A 23,640-nucleotide genomic window follows, 5' to 3' on the forward strand; every position below is an offset into this window, starting at 1 on the left:
AAAAGCCGGCTTGTCCGCCGGCTCTCGCAACTTGCCGTCAAAGCGCGGCCATCTGAACCTTGACCTTGCTGCAATAAGCCGCCGAGACCGGGTTCATCCGCGTCGCGGCGTGGCCGGCATTGTATTTCAGGATCGTGCCGCAGGTCGTGCCGCCGCCGAGGTTCTGCGCCAAAGCGAGATACTTCATGCCGTATTTGATGTTGGTGTCGGGATCGAAGAGCCCCTTGGCCGAACCGTTGTAGCCCATCATCCGCGCCGTCGCCGGCTTGATCTGCATCAGGCCGATCTCGCCGGCACTGCCGACCATGTTCGGCCGATAGTTGCTCTCGATCGTGATGACGGCGTTGGCCAGCGACACCGGAACACCGTAGCTTGCCGCATAGCGGGCAACGATCGCGGAATACTGGCCGCTGCTGGCTACCGCTGCCGTCGACGCCGCGACATTCCTGAGACCGATCGATGCCGTCGTCGTCATGTCGACGGTCTTGCGGCCACGCTTCGTCTGCCTTTTGGCGGAGGATTTCTTCGCCTTGGTCCAGCTGGCCTTTTCCACCCTGGCGGAAGCGTGCTTCGCCGTTGCCTTCGGGCTCCTGCTGCTTTTGGCTGAAATGGCCTTGCCCTTGGTGGTCACCGCGACGAGCCCCTGATCGGCCCGTGGGCTCCATGTCGCGGCATCAGCCGCGCTGAAGGCAAAAGTCACTACGCCGGCAGCAAGAGCTGCCGTTACAACGGTCAATTTCTGCATGTGATCCTGTTCTGTCTGGACCACGCGAAGATCTTCGCGTGGCGCTGCTTGATTAATAGCGGAACATCCGGGGGGCTAGAGATCCGACAAACTGTACGAATTGCCCTTTGAGGCCCGAATTGGCGTCAATGAAGGCGAGGCAAGTCACTTTGAGTGACAGTTTGTAACCTGACACGGGAAAAAGATTACTTGGGCGACGCCCTGCCCGTGGGTTAGCCGCTCACGGAGGCGAGCAACTTCTGCAGCGTACGCATGGTCGAGCCGTCGGCCAGCCCGTCGACCAGGCGAGGCCGGAAATGCCGTTGGAAGGCCTCGACGACAATTTGCGTCTGATGGTCGAAAACACCTGATATCTCGACACCGTAACCATAGAGCGTCAGCATCGACTGCAACGCCTCGACATCGGCACCGCTGTCGCCGGGCTTCAGCGCGGTCCCGCGCCTGATGGGTGCAGCCGGCACGAGATGGCCGACACCGGCCTTGAACAGGGCGGCCCACGGGAACTTCTCGCCCGGATCGATCTTGCGGCCCGGTGCCACGTCGGAATGCGCCAGCACCCGCATGGCGGGGATCGCATGCCGCGCGGCAATTCCCTTGCACAGGCCGATCACCGCCTCGATCTGGCGCTGGGGAAACCCGGGATAGCCCAGCGAATGGCCAGGATTGACGATCTCGATGCCCACCGAGCAGGAATTGATATCGGTGTGTCCGAACCAGGAACTTTTGCCGGCGTGCCAGGCGCGGTCGCTTTCCCGGACCATCTGCACGATGTGACCATTCTCATGAACGAGATAGTGCGACGAGACTTCGCTCGCCGGATCACACAGCCAGGCTTCCGCTCCGGCTCCTGTCGGCATGCCGGTATAGTGCAGCACGATCATGTCGGGTTTCGGCGTGTCGCGCCTTGGCCCGAAATTCGGCGACACCCTGACCTCGGCACTCGGCTCGTCGGGCAGGAAGCCGCTCATACGTGCCGCAGGCCCCGCTCGATCATCTCATAGGCGGCGTTGATCGCCGCGACCCTTGTCGTGGCGATCTTGATGAATTCCTGCGGCAGGCCGCGCGCGATCAGCCGGTCGGGATGGTTGTCGGAGACCAGCTTGCGGTACCGCTTCCTGACCTCCTCGAACGGCTTGCCGCGCTCGATGCCGAGCACGACATAGGGGTCGCCGGCACCAAGATTGACGTGCCGGGCCAGGATCGACTCGTAATGCGCCTCGTCGATGCGGAAGATCTCGGCGATACGGTGCAGGAAGATGCCTTCGCGTTCATGCACCAGCCCATCGGCCTTTGCGATGTGGAACAGGCCGTCGAGTATATCTTCCAGCATCACGCAATTGGAATGCCCCGAACCGCACAATTGTGCCATGCGCTCGGCATAGGTTTCGAAACCGGCAACGTCCCGCTGGGCGAGATCGAACAGCCGCGCAACGTTGCGCGTCTCCTTCGGCGGCACTTCGAATATTTCCTGGAAGGCACGCACCTCATCCTGGGTGACGATGCCGTCCGCCTTGGCCATCTTGGCCGAGAGCGCGATCATCGCCACGGAAAAGGCGACGCGGCGGCGCAGGTCCGCATCGCCGGAGAACACCGTGCGCACGGCCTCCACGACATCGGCGACGCCCGACGAGGCTGAAGACGATACCCGCGTGATGAAGTCGCCGAGGCGGTCCCAAATCGACATGGCCGCTTCTTAGAGCGAACCGGTCCATGCTATCAAGCCAATAACGGGGTTGTGAACGACACGCACCCCGACAGATCGATGGGGCGGCCTGCAAAGAAAAGGCCGGCGAGACGCCGGCCCTTCCTCCCAAGACACTCTTAACTGCTTTACAAACTACTGCGCGGGCGCAGGAGCAGGCGTTGCCGGAGCCGGCTCGGCAGGCTTGGTCGAATTATCGGCCGGAGCCGCAGGCTTCATCGGCTGCTCCGCGGCCGGCGGATTGGTGCTCTGCGTGGTGGTGGTGTCGGTGCCCTTGCCGCTGTCGCTGCAGGCCGCGACGCCCAGCAGGGCAAGAGCGGACACGGAAGCCAGAATGAGCTTTTTCATAATATCTCTCCTTCAACACACGCTCACGTTGCGGTGAACGGTCGAAGAGGAAATGCGCGACACGGCCATGAGTTTCGTAACGTTGCGTTTCCGCGTGTAACATCAACGGGATGCGTTGCTGCCGGCGCGTTGGCGCATTAACAACGAAAGCTCGAAACGAAAAATGCCGGAGACAGCCGCATGGCCGCTAAATGGGATTTCTGGATCGACCGGGGCGGCACCTTCACCGATGTCATCGGCCGTGACCCGCAAGGGGGGCTGCATCCGCGCAAGCTTCTGTCGGAGAATCCCGAAGCCTATGCCGATGCCGCTATCCAGGGCATCCGCGATTTGCTCGGCCTGGAACCCGGTGCAGCGGTCCCGTCCGGCCTGATCGGCGACATCAAGATGGGTACCACGGTCGCCACCAACGCGCTCCTGGAGCGCAAGGGCGACCGCGTGCTCCTGCTCATCACCAAGGGCTTTCGCGATGCGCTGAGGATCGCCTACCAGGCGCGGCCCGACATCTTCGCCAAGGAGATCATCCTTCCCGAGCAGCTATATGAGCGCGTCATCGAGATCGACGAGCGCGTGCTCGCCGATGGCTGCGTCGAACAGTTGCTCGACATCGCCGCTTGCCGCCCCGCGATCGAGCAGGCGAAGGCTGACGGCATCGACGCCGTCGCCATCGTCTTCATGCATGCCTGGAAATACCCCGATCACGAGAAGGCGGTGGCAAAGGTCTGCCGCAAGATCGGTTTCGCCCAGGTCTCGGTCAGCCATGAGGTCTCGCCGCTGATCAAGCTGATCGGCCGCGGCGACACCGCCGTGGTCGACGCCTATCTCTCGCCCATCCTGTCGCGCTATGTGCAAAGGGTGGCGGGAGAGCTGGGCGCGGCGAAAGGGAGCGACCAGTCCCCTCGCCTGATGTTCATGATGTCGTCGGGCGGCCTCACCGCCGCCGACATGTTCCAGGGCAAGGACGCGCTGCTGTCAGGCCCGGCCGGCGGCGTCGTCGGTATGGTCGAGACGGCCAAGCTCGCCGGTTTCGGCAAGGTCATCGGCTTCGACATGGGCGGCACCTCCACCGACGTTGCCCATTACGATGGCGAGTATGAGCGCGCCTTCGATACCGAAGTCGCCGGCGTGCGCGTCCGCGCGCCGATGATGCGCATCCACACCGTCGCCGCCGGCGGTGGCTCGGTCCTGCACTACGAGGCTGGCCGTTTTCGCGCCGGACCGGATTCAGCGGGAGCCAATCCCGGCCCCGCCGCCTACCGGCGCGGCGGCCCGCTGGCCGTCACCGACGCCAATGTCATGCTCGGCAAATTGCAGCCCGATTTCTTTCCGGCGATCTTCGGCCCCGGCCAGGACCAGCCGCTCGACGTCGAGACCGTGCGCGCAAAATTCGCGGCCCTGGCCGACCAGATCGGCGACGGCCGCTCGCCGGAAGCGGTGGCCGAGGGCTTCGTCACCATCGCCGTCGAGAACATGGCCAACGCCATCAAGAAGATTTCCGTTCAGCGCGGCTACGACGTTACCGAATATCTGCTCAACTGCTTCGGCGGCGCCGGCGGCCAGCACGCATGCCTGGTCGCCGATGCGCTCGGCATGGAAGCGGTGCTGATCCACCCCTTCTCCGGCCTGCTTTCGGCCTATGGCATCGGCCTGGCGTCGGTCTTTGCCTCGCGCCAGCAGGCATTGCTCAAGCCGCTTGCCGAGGAGTCGCGAACCGAGATCGCCAATCTCATCGCCACCTTGAAAAAAGCCGTGATCGCCGAATTGGCCGCGCAAGGCATCACCGAGGACGCGGTTGCCGCCAAGCCGGTGCTGCACATCCGCTATGACGGCACCGACACGACGCTGCCGGTGAATTTCGAAAGCGACTCGATTTTCCAGGCAAAGCGCGACTTCGAAATCGCCCACAAGGCGCAATTCGGCTTCGTCTATGACGACAAGCCGATGATCGTCGAGACGGTCGGCGTCGAGGGCAGCGAAATCGGCGAAAGCAGCGCCGAGGCCCATGCGCCCACCGGAGTTGCAAGGGGTGAAGCCGGCGCTTCTGGAACGCGGCGCATCTATACCGAAGGCCGGTGGCATGAAGCCGGCATCTATCGTCGCGAGAACCTGCGCCCATCCAATCTGGTCGCTGGCCCGGCTCTCATCATCGAACCGAACCAGACCATTGTCGTCGAACCGGGCTGGCAGGCCGAAATCACCAACCTCAACCATGTCGTGATCCGCCGCACGGCAAGGAAAGCGCGCGCCGCCGCCCTTGGCACATCAGCCGACCCGGTGATGCTCGAAGTCTTCAACAACCTGTTCATGTCGATCGCCGAACAGATGGGCGTCACGCTGCAGAACACCGCCTATTCCGTCAACATCAAGGAAAGGCTGGATTTCTCCTGCGCCGTGTTCGACCATACCGGGGCGCTGGTCGCCAACGCGCCGCACATGCCGGTGCACCTCGGCTCGATGGACCGCTCGGTCGAAACCATCATCCGGCTGAACTCCGGCGACATCCACCCGGGCGACGTCTTTGCCTTGAACGCACCCTACAATGGCGGCACGCATCTACCCGATATCACCGTGGTGACACCTGTCTTCGACGACGCCCGGAAAGAGATCCTGTTCTGGGCGGCCTCGCGCGGCCACCACGCCGACATAGGCGGCACCGCCCCCGGCTCGATGACGCCGCTCGCCACCACGGTCGACGAGGAAGGCGTGCTGTTCGACAATTTCCGCATCGTCGACCGCGGCAAATTCCGCGAAAAAGAGCTGCATGCGCTGCTCACCGACCATCGTTACCCGGCCCGCAACCCGCACCAGAATATCGCCGACCTCAAGGCGCAGATCGCCGCCAACGAGAAAGGCGTTGCCGAACTGCGCAAGATGGTCGCGCATTTCGGCCTCGATGTCGTCGAGGCCTATATGGGCCACGTCCAGGACAACGCCGCCGAAAGCGTGCGGCGGGTGATCGAGCGGCTGCCGGATACGTCGGCCTATGAATATCCCACCGACACCGGCCAGGTGATCAAGGTGAAGATATCGGTCGACCGGCAAAAGCGCGAAGCGACGGTCGACTTCACCGGCACCTCGCCTGTTATGAAGAACAATTTCAACGCACCTGAGCCCGTTGCCCGCGCCGCGGTCCTCTACGCCTTCCGCGTCATGGTCGAGGACATGATCCCGATGAATGCCGGGTGCCTCAGGCCCATCAACATCGTCATTCCCGACGGCTGCATGCTGAAGCCCGCCTACCCCGCGGCCGTCGTCGCCGGCAATGTCGAGACCTCGCAGCACGTCACCAACGCGCTGTTCGGCGCCATGGGCGCGATGGCCAATGCGCAGGGAACGATGAACAACCTCACCTTCGGCAACAAGAAATACCAGTATTACGAGACGATCTGCTCCGGCTCGCCGGCCGGCCATATGAACTCCGGCCGCGGCTTTGCCGGCACGTCTGGCGTGCACACCCACATGACCAATTCGCGCCTCACCGATCCCGAAGTGCTGGAACTGCGCTTCCCCGTTGTGCTGGAGGATTTCCACATCCGCGAGGGATCCGGCGGCAAGGGCAAATGGAGCGCCGGCGACGGCACCAAACGCACCATCCGCTTCCTCGAGAAGATGGAATGCGCGATCCTGTCCTCGCACCGCAACCGCCCGCCCCAAGGGCTGGATGGAGGCGGCGACGGCGAGGTCGGCTCGACCAAGATCCGTCGCAAGGACGGCTCGATCGACGTGTTGAAAGCCTGTGACCAGACCGTGCTTGAGGCCGGTGATGCGGTTGTTCTGATCACGCCGACGCCGGGCGGGTTTGGTAAACTGTAGGAGGCAACTGAAATATTGACAGGCCACACATCCGCCTATCATAGTTATAGCGGGGGGAGGCGATGTCGCAGTCCAAAGAAGACGTTCAGAAAACGCGCGCGCGCCGCAGAACGCTTCTCGCATCTTTCTGTTTTTTGGTTGCGGCGTCAGCAACAACATGGCTTGTCACACCATACTTGCCTACAGCCTATACATGTGCATTTCGCGACATGCCGGCTCTGCGCTGGTTATGGCCGGGAAACGAGGAGACGTACAATCAGATTAGTCAATGGAACGGCACCAGCAATGATCAGTGCAATCTGTTTTCATCACGATCTATGCTGTCTGTATTTTTCGCGATCTTCAGCATCGTTTTTTATGTAAATTTGCTTTCAAACGCCGCCATAACCATGAAGACGCGACCCGTGAGCACAACACTGGTAATGGCGTTCATGATCTTCGGACTTTTCGCGGGCGGCTTTGACGATCACGCGACGGGCCGTGGCGCTTGGGCAGCGTACCATACGACCGATTCTACCAACGTCCTTCTGTGGAAGACTTTGATTCGCACGTTCGCCATCTATATTTTTGGTCCGGTCTGGATCGCTCATTTGAGGGTTGCGTGGCTTCAGCAGTCTTCCATGTAAGCTGCGGACGCACGGCTGGAAGGGTCACTCTTTTATTGAGTCGTCCTCGATGCGATCGCCCAATATGAGCTTGTCAGGCGCTATTTCGACGTTTAACGAGCATTGAAAGCGCTTTGACCGCCCACAACTACTGCAAAATGAAGCTGCGCAGAGATGCCAAATGATTTGAGCGCTACAGCAAGCCGGCTGCTGTCATCCATCTGTCATCGGTGAGCGCTACCCGCTTGCGGCAAAGCAAATGGGGAATCACTTTGTCATGACGGACGTCTCCTCGGATCTGGTTTTTCGCCGCGGCAAGGAAGTTGGAAAGGCCGTCTACCAGAACCGCGCGCTTTCCAAAGCCGGCATCTCCGAGCGGCTGTTCGCCTTCCTGTTTTCCGGCCTGGTCTACCCGCAGATCTGGGAAGATCCCGATGTCGACATGGAGGCCATGCAGCTCGGCCAGGGCCACCGTGTCGTCACCATCGCTTCCGGTGGCTGCAACATCCTGGCCTACCTCACACGTTCGCCGGCACGGGTCGACGCCGTCGACCTCAACACCGCTCACGTCGCGCTGAACCGCATGAAGCTTGAGGCGATGCGCCACCTGCCCTCGCAGGGCGACCTGTTCCGTTTCTTCGGCGCCGCCGACACCTGCCACAATTCGCAAGCCTATGATCGTTTCATCGCACCGCATCTCGATCCGGTCAGCCGCCAGTACTGGGAGCGCCGCAACTGGCGCGGCCGCCGGCGCATCGCCGTCTTCGACCGCAATTTCTACCAGACCGGCCTGCTCGGCCTGTTCATCGCCATGGGCCATCGCACGGCAAAGTTCTTCGGCGTCAACCCGGCCCGCATGATGGAAGCCAAAAACATTGGCGAACAGCGCCGCTTCTTCAACGAGGAGCTGGCGCCGGTCTTCGACAAGAAGCTTTTGAAATGGGCGACCTCGCGCAAGGCCTCCCTGTTCGGCCTCGGCATTCCGCCGGCGCAGTACGATTCGCTGATCACGTCAGGCGACGGCACGATGGCCAGCGTGCTGAAGGCCCGGCTGGAAAAGCTCGCCTGCGATTTTCCCCTGGAAAACAATTATTTCGCCTGGCAGGCCTTTGCCCGACGCTACCCAAATCCCGGTGAGGCCGCCCTGCCCGCCTATCTGGAAAAGCAGAACTACGAAACCATCCGCGGCAATGTCGACCGCGTCGCCATCCACCATGCCAATCTGATCGAGTTCCTGGCCGGCAAGGATGCGGGCACCGTCGATCGCTTCATCCTGCTCGACGCGCAGGACTGGATGACCGATGACCAGCTCAACGCGCTGTGGTCGGAAATCAGCCGCACCGCCTCCGCTGGCGCCCGCGTCATCTTCCGCACCGCCGCCGAGCCGAGCCTGCTGCCGGGCCGCGTCTCGACCTCGCTGCTCGACCAGTGGGACTATCAGGACGAAGCCTCGCGCGAATTCTCGGCCCGCGACCGCTCCGCCATCTATGGCGGCTTCCACCTCTACGTGAAGCGCGCCGCATGAGCACGACCGAGCTGCCGGCCAGCCCCGAATTCAAGGCCAATCATGCCGAGCTGATGGACGGCGTCTATCGCTGGCAGCGCCACATCTACGACCTGACCCGCAAATACTATCTGCTCGGCCGCGACCGGCTGATTGATGGGCTGGAGGTGCCGGCTGGTGGCACCGTGCTGGAACTCGGCTGCGGCACCGGCCGCAACATCATCCTCGCGGCCCGCCGGTATCCCGATGCCCGCTTCTTCGGCCTGGACATCTCGGCCGAGATGCTGGAAACGGCCGGCAAGGCGATCGACCGCGAAGGCCTGTCCGGACGCGTCACGCTGGCGCGAGGCGACGCCACCGATTTCGACGCGGGCTCCCTCTACGGCATCGAGCGCTTCGATCGCATCTTCGTCTCCTATTCGCTGTCGATGATCCCCGGTTGGGAAAAGACGGTGTCTGCGGCACTGGCGGCGCTCGCCCCCAACGGCTCGCTGCATGTCGTCGATTTCGGCCAGCAGGAAGGCCTGCCGGGCTGGTTCCGGAGCTTGCTGCGCGGCTGGCTCAGAAAATTCCACGTCACGCCGCGTGAGTCGCTGCGCGAGGTTCTGGAATCGGAATCTCGGCGAACCGGCGCAACCTTCCGTTTCCGCACGCTTTATCGCGGTTATGCCTGGCTGGGCGTGATTGGGCCGCGCAACTAGCTAATGCAGCGCCTTCATCAGCGCGCCCACCATCGTCTGCGGGCGATAGCCGACCTTGGCCGGCGTCAGCCCCAGCCGCACGATCACCAACTGCTCCGAGGGAATGATGGCGACAGTCTGGCCGTCATGCCCTTCCATCCAGTAAGTGTCCTTGGGCAGGCCGGCGGCGACGCCGGCGCCGGGGTTGTCCTCATCGCCCGGCGCCTCGATCCACAACTGGCCCTTGCCGTAGACTTTCGAGGCAGGCGCCGGTTCGCGCATCCAGTCGACGAAGCCGGCCGGCAGCACCTGGTTGCCGTTCCACACGCCGCCCTGCAGCAGGAACTGGCCGAAGCGCGCCCAGTCATGCGCGGTGGCGTAGAGATAGGACGAGCCGACGAACGTGCCCTGCTCGTCGGTTTCGAGCACGGCGCTGTGCATGCCGAGCGGCTCAAACAATGCGCTGCGTGGCCATGTCAGCGCCTTGGCCTTGTCGCCGATCGCATCCTGCCAGAGCCGCGACAGCATCACCGCCGTGCCGCTCGAATAGGAAAAGACCTTGCCGACCTCGCCCGCCAGAGGCTTTGATTCGGCAAAGCCCGCCATGTCGGGTTCGAGATAGAGCATGCGCGTAACGTCGGCCACGTCGCCATAATCCTCGTTGAACTCCAACCCGCTCGACATCGCCATCATGTCGGCGAGGCTGATGGCGGCACGGCCGTCCGCCTTCCAAGGGGCGAACAGGCCCTTGTTGTCGACGGCCATCTTGCCGTCCTTGACCAGCGTGCCGATGATGGCGGCGTTGACCGTCTTGGTCATCGACCAGCCGAGCAGCGGCGTCTTGGCGGAAAAGCCCTGGCCATAGCGTTCGGCGACGACGCGGCCGTTCTTGACCACGACCACCGCGCGCATGCCTGCACCGGTCAGCGCCGCATCGTCGAGCAGCTTGGCAATCACCGGATCCTGCGACGCCTCGACCCGCTCGCCTTCGGGCCACAGCGTATCCTGGCTGGTCGCCGCGGGTTCGACATGAACCGCCGTGCGCCGCGCCTTGCCGACATCGCCGTCGGGGATCGAGGCGCAGCCCAGTCCATCGCGCGAAACCGCCTCGCTCTTGCCGAGGAAGCCTAGCAGGCCCGCCGAAACCGTCCCCCGGTTCTTGTCGACCGAGACCCGCATCAGCCGCAACAGCGGGTGGCCCGGCGCCTGCACGTCGACGGCAAGCACCTCGTTGGCATCGCGCCCGGCAATGAAGACGTTGGAGCAGACGATCTTGGCCGAATAGCCGGAACCGACGCGGATCAGTTCGGGCGGCGCGATGTAGAGCCAGGCAAACAGCCCGGCGACCGCCAGAACGATCAGGCCAAGCAGCCATTTGACGATCTTGACGACAAACCGCATCCGCTTCCTCCCGGGCTTTCGCCCGCCCTTATGTCATCGAATTGCCGCCATTGCTTCCGCAAAATCAGGGCTCTTGTCGAGCGCCGTCAACGGATTATCAACCATGATCGGCGATCACAGGATGCATGCCGCCCGAAAAGCGCGCTGCGGTTTTGGGACGACATGCACGAAAACAGATAGACTGGGCGATGCTGTGGGGCGATCGCCTGGAGGGGGCTCGACCAATCGTCGGCCATCGGTTCACAGACCCATCAGCGACCGGCTGTTTCCGGCTTGGAAGTTGTGATGCGCCGTCTTGCGGCCCTTTTCATGCTGACGCTGCTTGGCGCCTGCTCGACGGTGGACGATCTGTCGCCCCTGTCGCCATCCGCTTCCAGCAGCCCGACAGTCGCCGTGCGTGCGCCGCGCTTCGAGGATTCCAAGCCGCATGAGTGGGACAGCGGCGCGCCGTGGAACTATGCCGTTCACGGCACCGACGTCTCCAAGTACCAGACCTCGGTCGACTGGCCGACGGCCAAGGCAAGCGGCATTTCCTTCGCCTTCATCAAGGCCACCGAGGGTGGCGACCGCTTCGACGAGTATTTCAACGAGCACTGGGCGCGCACGAAAGCCGCCGGCGTCCCGCGCGCGGCCTATCATTTCTTCTATTTCTGCACCCCGGCCGCCCAGCAGGCGCGCTGGTTCATCCAGAACGTTCCCCTCGACCGCTCGGCCATGCCGCCGGTCCTCGACATGGAATGGAACCCGAAATCGCCGACCTGCAGGCTGCGCCCCGACGCCGCCACCGTGCGCGCGGAGATGACCACCTTCCTCCAGATCGTCGAGCGGCATTACGGCAAGAAGCCGATCATCTATACATCCGTCGACTTCTTCGACGACAACCAGCTGTCGACCTTCCGCGGCTATCCCTACTGGCTGCGCTCGGTCGCCGGCCACCCGCGCGAAAAATATGGCAGCCACCCCTTCACCTTCTGGCAATACACCGGGACAGGCATCGTCCCCGGCATGACCGGCAAATCAGACATCAACGTCTTCAACGGCAGCGAAGCCGCATGGAATAAGTGGCTGCGGCAGAACACCCGTTGACACCGGGGCTGCCGCCTGCTTTTCGACACAGCCAGCGGTAAAGACTGCAACCGCCGGTTATTCAGGGGCGTTGGGCTTCCAGCCAGGCACGACAATGCCCTCTTCGTTTCGAAAGGAAGCTGATGCGACTGCGTTCCCAAGCCCTCGCGGCGCTATTCCTGTGCGCCACGGCCTTGCCGGCGATGGCGCAGGAATGCGGCGGCGACTTCGAAACCTGGAAACAGGGCGTGGCGGAGGAAGCCAAGGCCGCCGGTGTCGGCGCCGTCGGCCTCGACGCGCTGGAAGATGCCTCCTTGGACGAGAGGGCGCTGGCGCGCGACCGCGCCCAAGGCGTTTTCACCCAGACCTTCATCGAGTTCTCCAACCGCATGATCTCGGCCTACCGGCTGAAGCAAGGCGCGGCGAACATGAAGAAATACGCCGATGTCTTCGCCCGCGCCGACCAGCAGTTCGGCGTACAGGCGCCGGTCATCACCGCCTTCTGGGCGCTGGAGACGGATTTCGGCGCCGTACAGGGCGATTTCCACACGCTGAGCGCGCTGGTGACGCTTTCGCATGATTGCCGCCGCCCGCAGCTGTTCCGCCAGCAGCTGGTGCCGCTTCTGGAGCTGATCGATCGCGGCGTGCTGCCGGCCGACGTCAAGGGCGCCTGGGCCGGCGAGATCGGCCAGACGCAGATCCTGCCTTCGGACTATCTGGCCCGGGGCGTCGACGGCGACGGCGACGGCAAGATCGATCTGCGCAACAGCGTGCCCGACGTGATCATGACCACCGCCAACAAGGTGCTGTCGCGCGGCTGGAAGCGCGACGAGCCCTGGATCCAGGAAGTGCGCGTGCCCGACGAGATGCCGTGGGACCAGACGGGGCGCACCAACAAATTGCCGCTGACGCAATGGGCGCAGTGGGGCGTCACCAATCCCGACGGCTCGCCGCTCGTCGACAAGGGCCTCAAGGCCGGCCTGGCGCTACCCATGGGCCGCAAGGGCCCGGCCTTCCTCACCTACGACAATTTCGACGTCTATCTCGAATGGAACCAGTCCTTCACCTACGCGCTGACCGCCGCCAATCTCGCCGCTCGGCTCGCCGGTGCGCCGCCGCTTGATCCACGCACCCCCGAACCGGGCCTCAACAACGACCAGATGAAGGCGCTGCAGACCAAGCTCGAAGGCCGGGGCTACGACGTCGGCACGGTCGACGGCATTCTGGGCACCAACACCCGCGAAGCGATCCGCAAGGAGCAGATGCGGCTTGGCCTGCCGGTGGACGGCTGGCCGACACCGGAGCTTTTGGCCAAGCTGTGACGGGGTGAATAGTCAGTAGGGAATTTTTCACTACTCACTACTCACTACTCACTACTCTCCTTGCCCGCACGAAATCGATGAACGCGCGCAAGGCTGGCGGCACGTGCCGCGAACTTGGGTGATATAGATAAAAGCCGGGAAAACTGGGCGACCAGGCTTCCAGGAAACGGACCAGCCGGCCTTGCTCGATCCAGGGCCGAACCTGGTATTCGAGCATATAGGCAACGCCCACGCCATCCAGCACGGCAGTGAGCATCAGTTCGGTATCATTGACGGTCAGGCTGCCTTCGACGGCGATTTCCAGGGCCCGCTTGCCGCGCGCGAACTCCCATCGATAGAGGTTGCCGCCGCCCGGCCACTCAAATTTGATGCATTGGTGCTGGTGCAGTTCCTGCGGATGACGCGGTATGACCCGGTTCTCGAGATAGGCGGGAGCGGCCACCGCGGCCATCTGCAGATCCTCGCTCAGTTTCACTGCCACCATGTCCTTCTGCAGCCGTTCGCCGAGCCGGATTCCTGCATCGAACCGCCCTTCGACAATGTCGGCCAGCCTGTCGTCGACGATGACGGTCAGCGCGATATCGGGATAGCAGCGCTGGAAGTCCCCGAGGATCGGCGCGATGAACCGCATGGCGGCGACACGCGGCACATTGATGCGCAGCAAACCCGCCGGCCGATCGCGGGCCGCATGAACATCGGCAATGGCGCTTTCCAGTTCGCCAAACGCGACGGCAAGGCGCGAAAAAAGCGCGTCGCCGGCGGCGGTCGCGGAGACACTGCGCGTCGTGCGGTTGAGGAGCCTGACGCCGACGCGCGCCTCCAACTGCCGGATGGATTGGCTGAGCGCCGGCGGCGACACGCGCAGCCTCGCGGCGGCACGGACGAAACTGCCCTCTTCGACGATGGCGGAAAATGCCTTGAGCTCGGTGAATTCGGATCCGCGCATTATGTATCCATGGATTAACAAGCCAGTCAGATAATAGGTCATTATCTGATCAATTGCATGCCGCTATTTCTCAGCCATCGGCCACATCGCGGGCAAAGCCGCGGGCCAGGATGGTTGAAGGAAATTGATCATGTCCCAGTCTCTGCACGGCAAAACCGCAATCGTCACCGGCAGTTCGCGCGGCATCGGCCGGGCCATCGCCGAAGGACTCGCGGCCCAGGGCGCTGCCGTCGTCGTCAACTATGTCGGCAACCGGAAAGCCGCAGAAGAGGTCGTCGCCGGCATCGCCGGCAAGGGTGGAAAGGCGCTCGCTATCCAGGCCGACATATCAAGCGTTTCCGATGTCAGCCGCCTGTTTGACGAGACCGAGAGCAAGCTGGGCGCAATCGACATCGTCGTCGCCAATGTCGGCGTCGCCGTCATCAAACCGCTGACCGAGGTGACCGAAGCCGATTTCGATCAGGTCTTCGGCACCAATGCCAAGGGCACCTTCTTCACGCTTCAGGAAGCCGCGCGCCGGGTGCGCGACGGCGGCCGTATCATCGCTGTCTCCACCGGCGGCACGAAGATGTTCTTCACGCAGACGGCGCTCTACCTCGGCAGCAAGGGCGCCGTCGAACAGTTCGTCCGTGTGCTTTCGCGTGAACTCGGATCGCGCGGCGTCACCGTCAATGCGCTGTCGCCGGGCTTCACCGACACGGACCTGCTTCCCGAGCGCGATCGCGCCGTGGCGGCTGGCATGTCGCCCTTCGGCAGGATCGGCGCGCCGCGCGACGTTGCCGATGTCGCGGTCTTCCTGGCCAGCGACGAGGCCCGCTGGCTGACCGGCGAGAACATCCAGGCCGGCGGTGGCGTGGCGTAAGGACGGGAAGTAGGCAGTAGGCAGTAGGCAAATACCGAAGGTGACATTCAAAGCGAGGGAATAATCAACGATCCCTACTGCCTACTGCCTACTGCCTACTGCCCACTCCCTACCCCTAATCCGCCATCGTCTCCAGGCTGGCGAAGCCTTGCGGCGCGTCGCCCTCGTCGAACGGCGTCGTCACCTCGACGAATGTGTCGGGATAGAAGCCGTTGAAGCGTGTGCGAAGCGACAGCGAATAGGCGCCAATATGGCCGATTTCGATCCAGTCGCCTGTGTCGACGGTTTCCGGCAGCCAGAACGGCCTGGACAGGATGTCGACGGAATCGCAGGTCGCGCCGCAGACCTTGAACGGCACGATGTTCTTTTCGTCGCCATTGCGGGTCCTGATTGCCGGATCGGGGATGAAACGCGCCGGCAGCGTGATCTTGCCGGTCCATGAATCCGACAGCGATGCCCAGATGCCGTCATTGATGTAAAGCCGCTTGCCCTTGCGCAACAGCACCCGCACGATCAGCGACAGGCAGCGCGCCACAATCACCCTGCCCGGCTCCGCCACCAGCGGCATCTGGTCGAACTGGTATTCCTTCAGGTCGCCGGAAAGCCGCGACATGATCTGGCCGAGCGACGGCATCTCGATCTGCTTGCGGTTGGGATCGTGGCCGTATTCGGCCGGAAAGCCGCCGCCGACATCGAGCCCGGCGACGTCGAAGGTCAGCCGGTTGCGCACCCAGTCGGCCGAAGCCAGCGCCCGCTCATAGGTGTCGGGATCCTCGATCTGGCTGCCGACATGGAAACACAGGCCGACCTTGTAGCCGGTGCGGTTCAGTCGCTCGGCGAGCTCGACCGCATAGGCCGGCCCGGCGCCAAACTTCTTCGACAGTTCGTAAGCCGCCGACCCTTTCGTCTGGATGCGCACGAACACGCTGATCGAGCCCGGGTCGATGTCGAGTGCCCGCACCACCCGCGTCAGCTTGGTGATTTCGTCCTCATGGTCGAGCGAAATGACGCGGATGCCGTATTTCTCCAGCGCCAGCTTGATATCCGACTGTGCCTTGACCGGGTGCATGTAGAGCATCTCGGCATCGGAGGAGACGGCGCGCACGGCGGCGAATTCGCCGGGCGAAGCGACGTCGAAGGCGGTGACGCCGGCCTCGACCAAGGTCTTCAGCACGATCTGCTCGCCATTGGTCTTGACCGCATAGGCGGTCTTGCCGGGGAACATGCCCATGAACTGCCTGGCATCGGCCTTGAGCACCTGCGGGCGGAAGCAATAGACCGGATCGTCGGGACGAAGCGCCAGTGCCGCCTCGCGGGCATTCTCGAATCGCTGCATTGACGAATCCTCGATCTCGGCTGCGCACAATTAATCCAAGCTAGCGGCCAATGAAAACAATTCTGTGTCTCGTGCACCTGACGCTGCGGCGGTAGTTTTGGCAGCATCGTTTGCCAGCGATCAGGTTTCGGGTGGCCCTTGTCATAAGACAGACTATGCCATCTTCCTGACCGGCCGGCATGTCGGCCCATCGGGGGGAGGACGATTCCACATGGCAATTGCCGCTGCATCAGCACCACGCGGACCGATGACGCTCGCCGATTGGGGGCAATTGCTGCTGCTTGGCGCCATCTGGGGCGGTTCGTTCTTCTTCGCCCGCATCGCGGTGGCGGAGCTTCACCCGCTGGTGCTGGTGCTGTTTCGCGTCGCCATCGCCGCAATCGCGCTGCAGATCTATCTCGCCCTGCGCGGCCCGTCCTTCCGCCTTGCCTTTCCCCATGCCAGCCTGTTCTTCCTGCTGGCCTTCACCAACAATGTCGTCCCCTTCTCGCTGATCTTCGCCGGCCAGACCGAGCTTGGCGCCGGCGTCGCCTCGGTGCTCAACGCGACGACGCCGTTCTGGACGCTGATTCTCGCCAACGCGCTGACATCGGACGAGAAGCTCTCCTGGAACAAGCTCGCCGGCATCGGGCTCGGCGTCGCCGGCACCGCCGTCATGATCGGTCCCGGCCTGCTCGCCGGGCTCGGCGGCCCGGTGTGGGCGAAATTCGCGCTGATCGGAGCGTCTCTGTCCTATGGCGTCGCGCTGATGGTCGCCCGCCACTTCAAGGGCGTGCCCTCGCCGGTCATCGCCACCGGGCAGCTGACCGCTTCGACCATCATCATGATACCGGTCGTGATGCTCACGCACGGCCCGGCCGGCCTGTTCTCGGCCTCGCCGCCGGTCTGGGCGGCGGTGCTGGCACTGGCACTGCTCTCCACTGCCTTCGCCTACATCCTCTATTTCAACCTCGTCGCCTCGGCCGGCGCCACCAACGCCTCGCTGGTCACGCTGATCGTGCCGGCCAGCGCCATGCTGCTCGGTTTTCTTTTCCTGGGCGAGCGGCTGGAATTGTTCGAGATCGGCGGCGTGGTGCTGATCGCACTTGGCCTGCTCACCATCGATGGACGAGTATTCGGCCGACGCTAGAGCACAGCGCGTCCAACGCTCAAGGAACGCTCTAACCACTCCGATTGAATCTCTGCATTGGCGCGAAAATCGAAGCCGACCTTCGCGGCGGTAGCGCTGCCATGACACAGCATCGACACGCCGCCGCCACAATTTATTCACAGGTCCGCAGCGGGTTTTTGCCGAGAAGTTTCAACGGCTAACGGCAAAACCGAGGTCGCAAATTTCACAATCACGTCGCAATGCAGCACATTTTCCGCTTGCCTGTGGCACAAATGAACCTAGACTCCAGGGCATAGCTCTTTAAGAGGAGGCTATGTCATGGGACTTACGAGGCCAATCAACGCATTGATGATTTGTGCTGCGTTTGCTTTCATCGGCGCCCTCATTATGGGCGTCCTTCCCTGAACCCGCCAAAACGGGGAAGACCAGCACCAGATAGTCTAAGCAATTCGAAAGGCCGGGTTTTTACCCGGCCTTTTGCTGTTCGGGCTAAAGCGCGTCGCGTCCGAACGGATTCATGCGGCGCGCTTTAGGTCTTTTTTTATGCATGTCGTTCTCCCAAAACGGGGGCCACTTTTGGGCGACATGCATTACACCTCACGCCGCAGCCGAACCTGCCACCTCCGCCTCGTGCGAGCGGATGCCGATCATGTGGCAGATGGCGAAAACGAGGTCGGCGCGGTTCATCGTGTAGAAGTGGAAGTCGCCCACCCCGCGTTCGACCAGGTCCAGCACCTGTTCGGCGGCGACCGCGGATGCCACCAGCGCATGGGTCTGCGGATCGTTCTGCAGGCCCTCGAAGCGCTCGGCCAGCCATGCCGGCACCAGCGCGCCGCAGCGCGCCGAGAAATTGGCGACCTGGGTGAAATTGTGCACCGGCAGGATGCCGGGAACGATCGGGATGTAGATGCCGGCGCGCCGCGCGCGCTCGACGTAGCGCTCGTAGAGATCATTGTCGAAGAAGAACTGGGTGATCGCCCGCGTCGCGCCATTGTCGACCTTGCGCTTGAGCATGTCGATATCGGTGGCGAAATCGGGGCTCTCCGGATGCTTCTCCGGATAGGCCGAAACCGAAATGTCGAAATCGCCGGCGCCCTTCAATGCGCCCACCAGTTCGGCACCGTTGGCGTAGCCGTCCGGATGCGGGCGGTAGGCGGTGCCCACGCCCGCGGCCGGATCGCCGCGTAGGGCGACGAAGCGCTTGACGCCCATATCGGCGAATTCCTGGATCACCGCGTCGACCTGATGACGGGCGGCATCGACGCAGGTCATGTGCGCGGCCGGCGTCAGGCTGGTCTCGTTCAGGATGCGGCCGATGGTGCGCGCCGTGCGCTCACGCGTCGAGCCGCCGGCGCCATAGGTCACCGAGACGAATTTCGGCTTCAGCGGTTCCAGCCTTGTGACCGTGTCCCAGAGGCGCGCCTCCATCTCGTCGTTCTTGGGCGGGAAGAATTCGAAGGAAACCTTGACCTTGTCGCCAATGTCGGGGCGGCGGGAAAAGCGGAACTGGTTCATCAGGCGATTTCCCCTATCGAATTCACTTTGGTCTGCTGGCTGTCATTGGCAGGGTCGGCAATCAGCAGGCGCCGGTCGCGGCCAAGCCAGAGTTTGACGGTGAGCCTGGCCTCATTGCCGCCGCGCGGCTCGAATTCCTGGGCATCCTCGAGATCGACGCCGGCCTCGGCAAACCATTCGCCGATCTGCCGGTCGGAAAAGCCAAGGCGCATATGCGCGTGCTCTTCGCGCAGGAATTCCAGCGTGTGCGGCGCGAAGTCGACGATAACCAGCCGGCCCGACGGCCGCAAAAGCCGCGCCGCCTCGTGGATGGCGCGGGCCGGATCGTCGAGATAGTGCAACACCTGATGGATGGTGACGAGATCGAAAGCATCGCGCTCGACCGGCGGCGAGAAGATGTCGCCCTGCCGCACCTGCGCGTTCGAAACGCCAGCCTTGTCGAGATTGGCGCGCGCCACGGTCAGCATCTCGCGCGACATGTCGATGCCGACACCGCGCCGGTAGAGCGGCGAGAAGATTTCGAGGAGCCGGCCGGTGCCGGTGCCGAGATCCAGCATAGACTGGAACGGCCGCTTGCCGACCAGCTTCAGCATCGCCGCCTCGACCGCACGGTCCGGCACATGCAGCGAGCGGATATGATCCCAGCTTGCGGCATTCACCGAGAAATACTCCGCCGCTCGGTCCTGCCGCTTGCGCTTGACCGAGGCCAGGCGTTCGAGATCGCGCTCGACCTGCGGGTCGGCGCCGCGAATGCTGGAAACCAGCCCCATGACGAAGTCACGCGCGGAATCGGTATCCGACAGGCGGAAGAACGCCCACGATCCTTCCTGGTAACGGCCGATCAGCCCGGCCTCGAGCAGCAGCTTCAAATGCCGCGAGACGCGCGGCTGCGACTGGCCGAGAATTTCCGTAAGATCGGAAACGGTGAGGTCGCCACGCGACAACAGTGCCAATATGCGCAGACGGCTGGATTCGGCCGCCGCCTTCAGCGTATCCACCATGGTGTCGAGCGAAACATGCATCAGCGTATTCTCTTTTCAGCGCATTCACTTTGAAAAAGATATAAACATATGTTTATGTCGATTTTCAAAACCTTGCAAGCGCTATGTCGCTTCCGGACAAGAAAATGCCGCATGCGTGATTTTCGGGTGCGCACCGCCCGAAAATGTGGTGCGGTCTTCGGACAATGACAGACGCCAAAACAGAGATGAGCAGAATGAGCGGGCCACGCGAAATGTTCGAGGCACGCGAAGGCGAGCAGAGGCTGGACCAGGATCCGGCAAAGATGCCGGCGGATGGCGGCGTCGTCTTCATAGGCCGCATCGCCTCGCCCTGGACGACACGGGAAAGCTGCCCGAAGAACATGCGCACGGCGCGCGAGGCCGGGCAGCCGGCGGTGCTGACCATCGACGCGCTTTATCGCCCTGGCTTGCAGGGCCTGGAACGCGCCAGCCATGTCATCATCCTGTCCTGGCTGCATCATGCGCCGCGGAATCTGATTGTGCAGAAACCCCGCCATGCGGCTGAAGCAAAAGGCGTATTCGGCCTGCGCTCCCCTGCCCGGCCGAACCCGGTCGGCCTGCATGTGGCAAGGCTCGTCGGATTGGACATCGCCACCGGGCGCATCGATCTCGACGCCATCGACGTGCTCGACGGCACGCCGGTCATCGACATCAAGCCGTACTTCGCCTCGACCGACGCCATACCGGAGGCGACCATCGAAGGGCGCGATGAGCGATGACGGCACCAACCGGCCGCCGCCGCGCCATTGCCAAGGCGCTGACAGCCCTTCTGCCGCTGGCGCCCTATGCCGACATGGAAAAGATCCGCGCGGATGCCGGCGCCGTGCATATGAAAACCTTGCCGCCAGGCATTGCCGTGTGGCTGGCAACCATTGCCCACATCCGCCACATGCATACCGACTACGAAAAGCTGCTGGCCGAGGGGTATGACCGCGACTCCGCCCGCTTCTTCGTCATCGAGCAGACCAACATCGTGCTCACCCGTTGGCGCGCGACACGCCTGCTCGACGCCGACGACGAGGAGGAATGAGGCGGCTATTGCTGCGTCAGCACGGCGATCGCGTTGTAGGGCTGGCCGTCGGCCTGGCCGACCCAGGTCCAGGAAAGGTTTCCCTTGAAGAACCGGACGGTGATGTCGCCGCCATCGATGCACTTGTCCTGGCCGTAGGTGATGCTCTCGTGGAATTCCGCCGACGCCGCGTCCCTCGACGTCTGCGACAGTGATCCGCCGCAGCCGAGTGACGGATAGTCGATCGACGCGCCGTCATCCCTGATGGTCATGGCGATCGACCAGTCGGCGCCGGCATCACCCGCCGGGCTCTGGTGGCCGCTGCCGATCCAGGTGCCCGTCAGCGTCTGCGCCGGCGCATTCACCGCGCAAGGCAGGTTCTGGAAGATCGGCGTCAACTCGCTGCCGGTCTTCTCGCAGCGATAGGTCTGGCCGTTCTGGCAGAGTTCGTCGCCCTGTTTCACGCACTGCGCGCCGGCCTTGCCCGCGGTGGCGAAAATCATCATGGTCGCGATGATGGTCCCAAGCCTGCCCATATCCCCCTCCATTCCAAGCCATCGGATCATAAGGCAATTCCAATCCGGTGTATCGACCGGATTCGGAGGACGAACAGCGCCGGACGGCTGACACTATGCCTTCTGTCCCAGGCCGGTAGGCTGATCGCCTACCCTGCCCGCGAGGAGGCCCCGATGGACCAGACGACGGCAACACAGGCTGCAAAACCGCTGCCCACGGTCGGCGACCGCCATGTCGACCCGCACGCCTATCCCGACGGCATCGCCCACCTCGACGACCAGTACCTGCCGATGTCGCAGGCCAAGGTGTCGGTGCTGGATTGGGGGTTCCTGCATTCCGATGCCACCTATGACACGGTACATGTCTGGAACGGCCGCTTCTTCCGCCTCGACCTGCATCTCGACCGCTTCTTCGGCGGCCTCGAAAAACTGCGCATGACCATCCCCTTCGAGAGGGATGGCGTGGCCGAAATCCTGCACAATTGCGTCGCCCTGTCGGGTCATCGCGCCGCCTATGTCGAAATGCTGTGCACGCGCGGCGCCTCGCCGACCTTCAGCCGCGATCCGCGCCAGGCGATCAACCGCTTCATGGCCTTTGCGGTGCCGTTCGGCTCGGTCGCCAATGCCGAGCAGCTGCGGCGCGGCCTGCGCGTCGCCATCAGCGACAAGGTGCGCATCCCGCCGGCTTCGGTCGATCCGTCGATCAAGAATTACCATTGGCTCGACCTGGTGCGCGGCCTCTACGACGCCTATGACCGCGGCGCGGAGACGGCGCTCATCCTCGACTTCAACGGCAATGTCGCCGAAGGCCCGGGCTTCAACGTCTTCTGCGTCAAGGATGGCAAACTGTCGACGCCGGCCATCGGCGTGCTGCCTGGCATCACCCGCCGCACCGTCTTCGATCTCTGCGTCGAAGAAGGTCTTGTCGCCGCTGCCGCCGATGTCAGCGTCGCCGCGCTCAAGGCGGCCGACGAGGTCTTCATCACCTCGACCGCCGGCGGCATCATGCCGGTGGCCGAGATCGATGGCGCGGCGATCGCCGACGGCAAGGTCGGGCCTGTTACCGGCCGGCTGATGGCGCTTTACTGGCAAAAACACGACGATCCGGCCTGGTCGTCTCAGGTGACGTATCCCTGATCAAAGGGCGTCCGTTCAAAAAGATTCCCCTCGCCTCTGGAAAATCACGGCATAGACCGTATATGCGCGAAATCGGAGGAGCCTCCGCTTTCATCCAGAATTGCGCCCGCAGGGGCAAGGATTCCACATCATGACAAACAAGGTTTGGTTCATCACCGGATCGTCGAAGGGTTTTGGCCGCGTCTGGGCCGAGGCCGCATTGGCGCGCGGCGACCGCGTTGCCGCGACCGCCCGTGATGCCGGCACGCTCGCCGATCTGGTCGAGAAATATGGCGACAACATCGCCGCGATCAAGCTCGACGTCACCGACAAGAAAGCCGTCGATGCGGCTGTCGCCGAGGCGCACAAGCGTTTTGGCCGGCTCGACGTCGTCATCAACAATGCCGGCTACGGCCATTTCGGCGCCATCGAGGAAGTCAGCGAGCAGGAAGCCCGCGACCAGATCGAAACCAATGTATTCGGCGCGCTCTGGGTCACGCAGGCGGTGCTGCCGATCATGCGGGCACAGCGCTCCGGCCACATCATCCAGATCTCGTCGATCGGCGGCGTCAACGCCTTTGCCTCGCTCGGCCTCTACCACGCCTCGAAATGGGCGCTGGAAGCCTTCAGCCAGTCGCTCAGCATCGAGGTTGGGGAATTCGGCATCCATGTCACGCTGGTCGAGCCAGGCGGCTTCTCCACCGACTGGTCCGGCGCCTCGGCCAAGATCTCCAAGCCGATGGAGGCCTATGCGCCCGCCCGCGCCAAGATGGCCGAGCGCCGCGCCAATTCGGTCGCCGGCGATCCCGAAGCGACCGGTCCGGCGATGCTGGCCATTGTCGACGCCGCCGAGCCCCCGCTCAGGGTGTTCTTCGGCGATGGCGGCCTGCCGATGATCCGCCAGGAATACGCCAACCGCCTCGCCACCTGGGACAAGTGGGACCACGTGTCCGTCATGGCGCAAGGCGCCAGGAAGAACCGCAAGGGCTGAGGCGCACCAGCTGCATCGCCCTCAAGGCGATG

At 63.3% G+C, this 23,640-nt stretch carries 22 protein-coding genes; 12 read left to right on the plus strand and 10 right to left on the minus strand.

Annotation, left to right across the window (positions count from 1 at the left end; all coding sequences use genetic code 11):
• Positions 1-37 precede the first annotated feature (37 nt).
• The 4 genes from QQK95_RS10805 to QQK95_RS10820 form a co-directional block, all read right to left on the minus strand.
• Positions 38-745, minus strand: coding sequence for a lytic transglycosylase domain-containing protein (locus QQK95_RS10805; protein ID WP_284272099.1), 708 nt, complete (start codon positions 743-745; stop codon positions 38-40).
• A gap of 212 nt (positions 746-957) precedes the next feature.
• Positions 958-1,713, minus strand: a complete 756-nt coding sequence (locus tag QQK95_RS10810; RefSeq protein ID WP_284272101.1) for a peptidoglycan recognition protein family protein — start codon at positions 1,711-1,713, stop codon at positions 958-960.
• The gene (locus QQK95_RS10815; RefSeq protein ID WP_284272103.1) at positions 1,710-2,429 is read right to left on the minus strand and encodes a J domain-containing protein; all 720 of its coding nucleotides are present in this window, start codon (positions 2,427-2,429) and stop codon (positions 1,710-1,712) included. The genes QQK95_RS10810 and QQK95_RS10815 overlap by 4 nt, the downstream gene beginning before the upstream one ends.
• Before the next feature lie 153 nt (positions 2,430-2,582).
• Positions 2,583-2,795 carry a hypothetical protein gene (locus QQK95_RS10820; RefSeq protein WP_019859105.1) on the minus strand — a complete coding sequence of 71 codons (213 nt, stop codon included), beginning with the start codon at positions 2,793-2,795 and terminating at the stop codon, positions 2,583-2,585.
• Positions 2,796-2,975: 180 nt separating this feature from the next.
• Between QQK95_RS10820 and QQK95_RS10825 the strand changes: the two genes are divergently transcribed.
• The 4 genes from QQK95_RS10825 to QQK95_RS10840 all read left to right on the plus strand — a co-directional run bounded on the left by QQK95_RS10825 (position 2,976) and on the right by QQK95_RS10840 (position 9,418).
• Positions 2,976-6,608: a hydantoinase B/oxoprolinase family protein gene (locus QQK95_RS10825; RefSeq protein ID WP_284272112.1), complete on the plus strand. Its 3,633-nt coding sequence runs from the start codon at positions 2,976-2,978 to the stop codon at positions 6,606-6,608.
• Positions 6,609-6,670: 62 nt separating this feature from the next.
• Entirely contained in the window at positions 6,671-7,234 is a 564-nt protein-coding gene (locus QQK95_RS10830; RefSeq protein WP_284272114.1) for a hypothetical protein, read from the plus strand.
• 256 nt (positions 7,235-7,490) lie between these two features.
• Complete coding sequence (locus tag QQK95_RS10835; protein ID WP_284272115.1) at positions 7,491-8,738, plus strand: BtaA family protein; 1,248 nt, start codon at positions 7,491-7,493, stop codon at positions 8,736-8,738.
• Complete coding sequence (locus tag QQK95_RS10840; RefSeq protein WP_284272117.1) at positions 8,735-9,418, plus strand: class I SAM-dependent methyltransferase; 684 nt, start codon at positions 8,735-8,737, stop codon at positions 9,416-9,418. The genes QQK95_RS10835 and QQK95_RS10840 overlap by 4 nt, the downstream gene beginning before the upstream one ends.
• Here the strand turns inward: QQK95_RS10840 and QQK95_RS10845 are convergent, their stop codons facing one another.
• Positions 9,419-10,798: a serine hydrolase domain-containing protein gene (locus tag QQK95_RS10845; RefSeq protein WP_284272119.1), complete on the minus strand. Its 1,380-nt coding sequence runs from the start codon at positions 10,796-10,798 to the stop codon at positions 9,419-9,421. It lies immediately after the preceding gene.
• 285 nt (positions 10,799-11,083) lie between these two features.
• Here QQK95_RS10845 and QQK95_RS10850 point away from each other — a divergent pair, with 285 nt between their 5' ends.
• Both QQK95_RS10850 and QQK95_RS10855 read left to right on the plus strand, forming a co-directional pair.
• Positions 11,084-11,884, plus strand: coding sequence for a glycoside hydrolase family 25 protein (locus QQK95_RS10850; RefSeq protein ID WP_284272122.1), 801 nt, complete (start codon positions 11,084-11,086; stop codon positions 11,882-11,884).
• Positions 11,885-12,006: 122 nt separating this feature from the next.
• Positions 12,007-13,185, plus strand: a complete 1,179-nt coding sequence (locus QQK95_RS10855) for a lytic murein transglycosylase (protein ID WP_284272123.1) — start codon at positions 12,007-12,009, stop codon at positions 13,183-13,185.
• 37 nt (positions 13,186-13,222) lie between these two features.
• On the opposite strand, the gene QQK95_RS10860 is transcribed toward QQK95_RS10855, so the two are convergent.
• Positions 13,223-14,131: a LysR family transcriptional regulator gene (locus tag QQK95_RS10860; protein ID WP_284272125.1), complete on the minus strand. Its 909-nt coding sequence runs from the start codon at positions 14,129-14,131 to the stop codon at positions 13,223-13,225.
• A 130-nt stretch (positions 14,132-14,261) separates the two neighbouring features.
• Here QQK95_RS10860 and QQK95_RS10865 point away from each other — a divergent pair, with 130 nt between their 5' ends.
• The gene (locus QQK95_RS10865; RefSeq protein ID WP_284272127.1) at positions 14,262-14,993 is read left to right on the plus strand and encodes an SDR family oxidoreductase; all 732 of its coding nucleotides are present in this window, start codon (positions 14,262-14,264) and stop codon (positions 14,991-14,993) included.
• A gap of 115 nt (positions 14,994-15,108) precedes the next feature.
• Here QQK95_RS10865 and QQK95_RS10870 read toward each other — a convergent pair whose 3' ends face one another.
• Complete coding sequence (locus QQK95_RS10870; RefSeq protein WP_284272128.1) at positions 15,109-16,329, minus strand: alanine racemase; 1,221 nt, start codon at positions 16,327-16,329, stop codon at positions 15,109-15,111.
• Positions 16,330-16,540: 211 nt separating this feature from the next.
• Between QQK95_RS10870 and QQK95_RS10875 the strand changes: the two genes are divergently transcribed.
• Complete coding sequence (locus tag QQK95_RS10875; protein WP_284272130.1) at positions 16,541-17,458, plus strand: DMT family transporter; 918 nt, start codon at positions 16,541-16,543, stop codon at positions 17,456-17,458.
• A gap of 579 nt (positions 17,459-18,037) precedes the next feature.
• Here the strand turns inward: QQK95_RS10875 and metF are convergent.
• Entirely contained in the window at positions 18,038-18,955 is a 918-nt protein-coding gene (gene metF / locus QQK95_RS10880) for a methylenetetrahydrofolate reductase [NAD(P)H] (RefSeq protein ID WP_284272132.1), read from the minus strand.
• Positions 18,955-19,977, minus strand: coding sequence for an ArsR/SmtB family transcription factor (locus QQK95_RS10885; protein WP_284272134.1), 1,023 nt, complete (start codon positions 19,975-19,977; stop codon positions 18,955-18,957). Before QQK95_RS10885 ends, metF begins: the two co-directional genes overlap by 1 nt.
• 194 nt (positions 19,978-20,171) lie before the next feature.
• On the opposite strand from QQK95_RS10885, the gene tsaA reads away from it, so the two are divergent.
• On the plus strand, positions 20,172-20,696 hold the full coding sequence (gene tsaA, locus QQK95_RS10890; protein ID WP_284272136.1) for a tRNA (N6-threonylcarbamoyladenosine(37)-N6)-methyltransferase TrmO: 525 nt from the start codon (positions 20,172-20,174) through the stop codon (positions 20,694-20,696).
• Positions 20,693-21,007, plus strand: a complete 315-nt coding sequence (locus QQK95_RS10895; protein ID WP_115144289.1) for a DUF2293 domain-containing protein — start codon at positions 20,693-20,695, stop codon at positions 21,005-21,007. Before tsaA ends, QQK95_RS10895 begins: the two co-directional genes overlap by 4 nt.
• A 5-nt stretch (positions 21,008-21,012) precedes the next feature.
• Here the strand turns inward: QQK95_RS10895 and QQK95_RS10900 are convergent, their stop codons facing one another.
• Entirely contained in the window at positions 21,013-21,522 is a 510-nt protein-coding gene (locus QQK95_RS10900) for a hypothetical protein (protein WP_284272141.1), read from the minus strand.
• 153 nt (positions 21,523-21,675) lie between these two features.
• Between QQK95_RS10900 and QQK95_RS10905 the strand changes: the two genes are divergently transcribed.
• Positions 21,676-22,638 (plus strand): D-amino acid aminotransferase, encoded by a 963-nt coding sequence (locus QQK95_RS10905; protein WP_284272143.1) that lies wholly within the window; start codon positions 21,676-21,678, stop codon positions 22,636-22,638.
• Between the two features lie 130 nt (positions 22,639-22,768).
• The gene (locus tag QQK95_RS10910; protein WP_284272145.1) at positions 22,769-23,608 is read left to right on the plus strand and encodes an SDR family oxidoreductase; all 840 of its coding nucleotides are present in this window, start codon (positions 22,769-22,771) and stop codon (positions 23,606-23,608) included.
• Positions 23,609-23,640: the final 32 nt, after the last annotated feature.

The organism is Mesorhizobium huakuii (genome assembly GCF_030160235.1).
Taxonomy (GTDB): domain Bacteria; phylum Pseudomonadota; class Alphaproteobacteria; order Rhizobiales; family Rhizobiaceae; genus Mesorhizobium; species Mesorhizobium huakuii.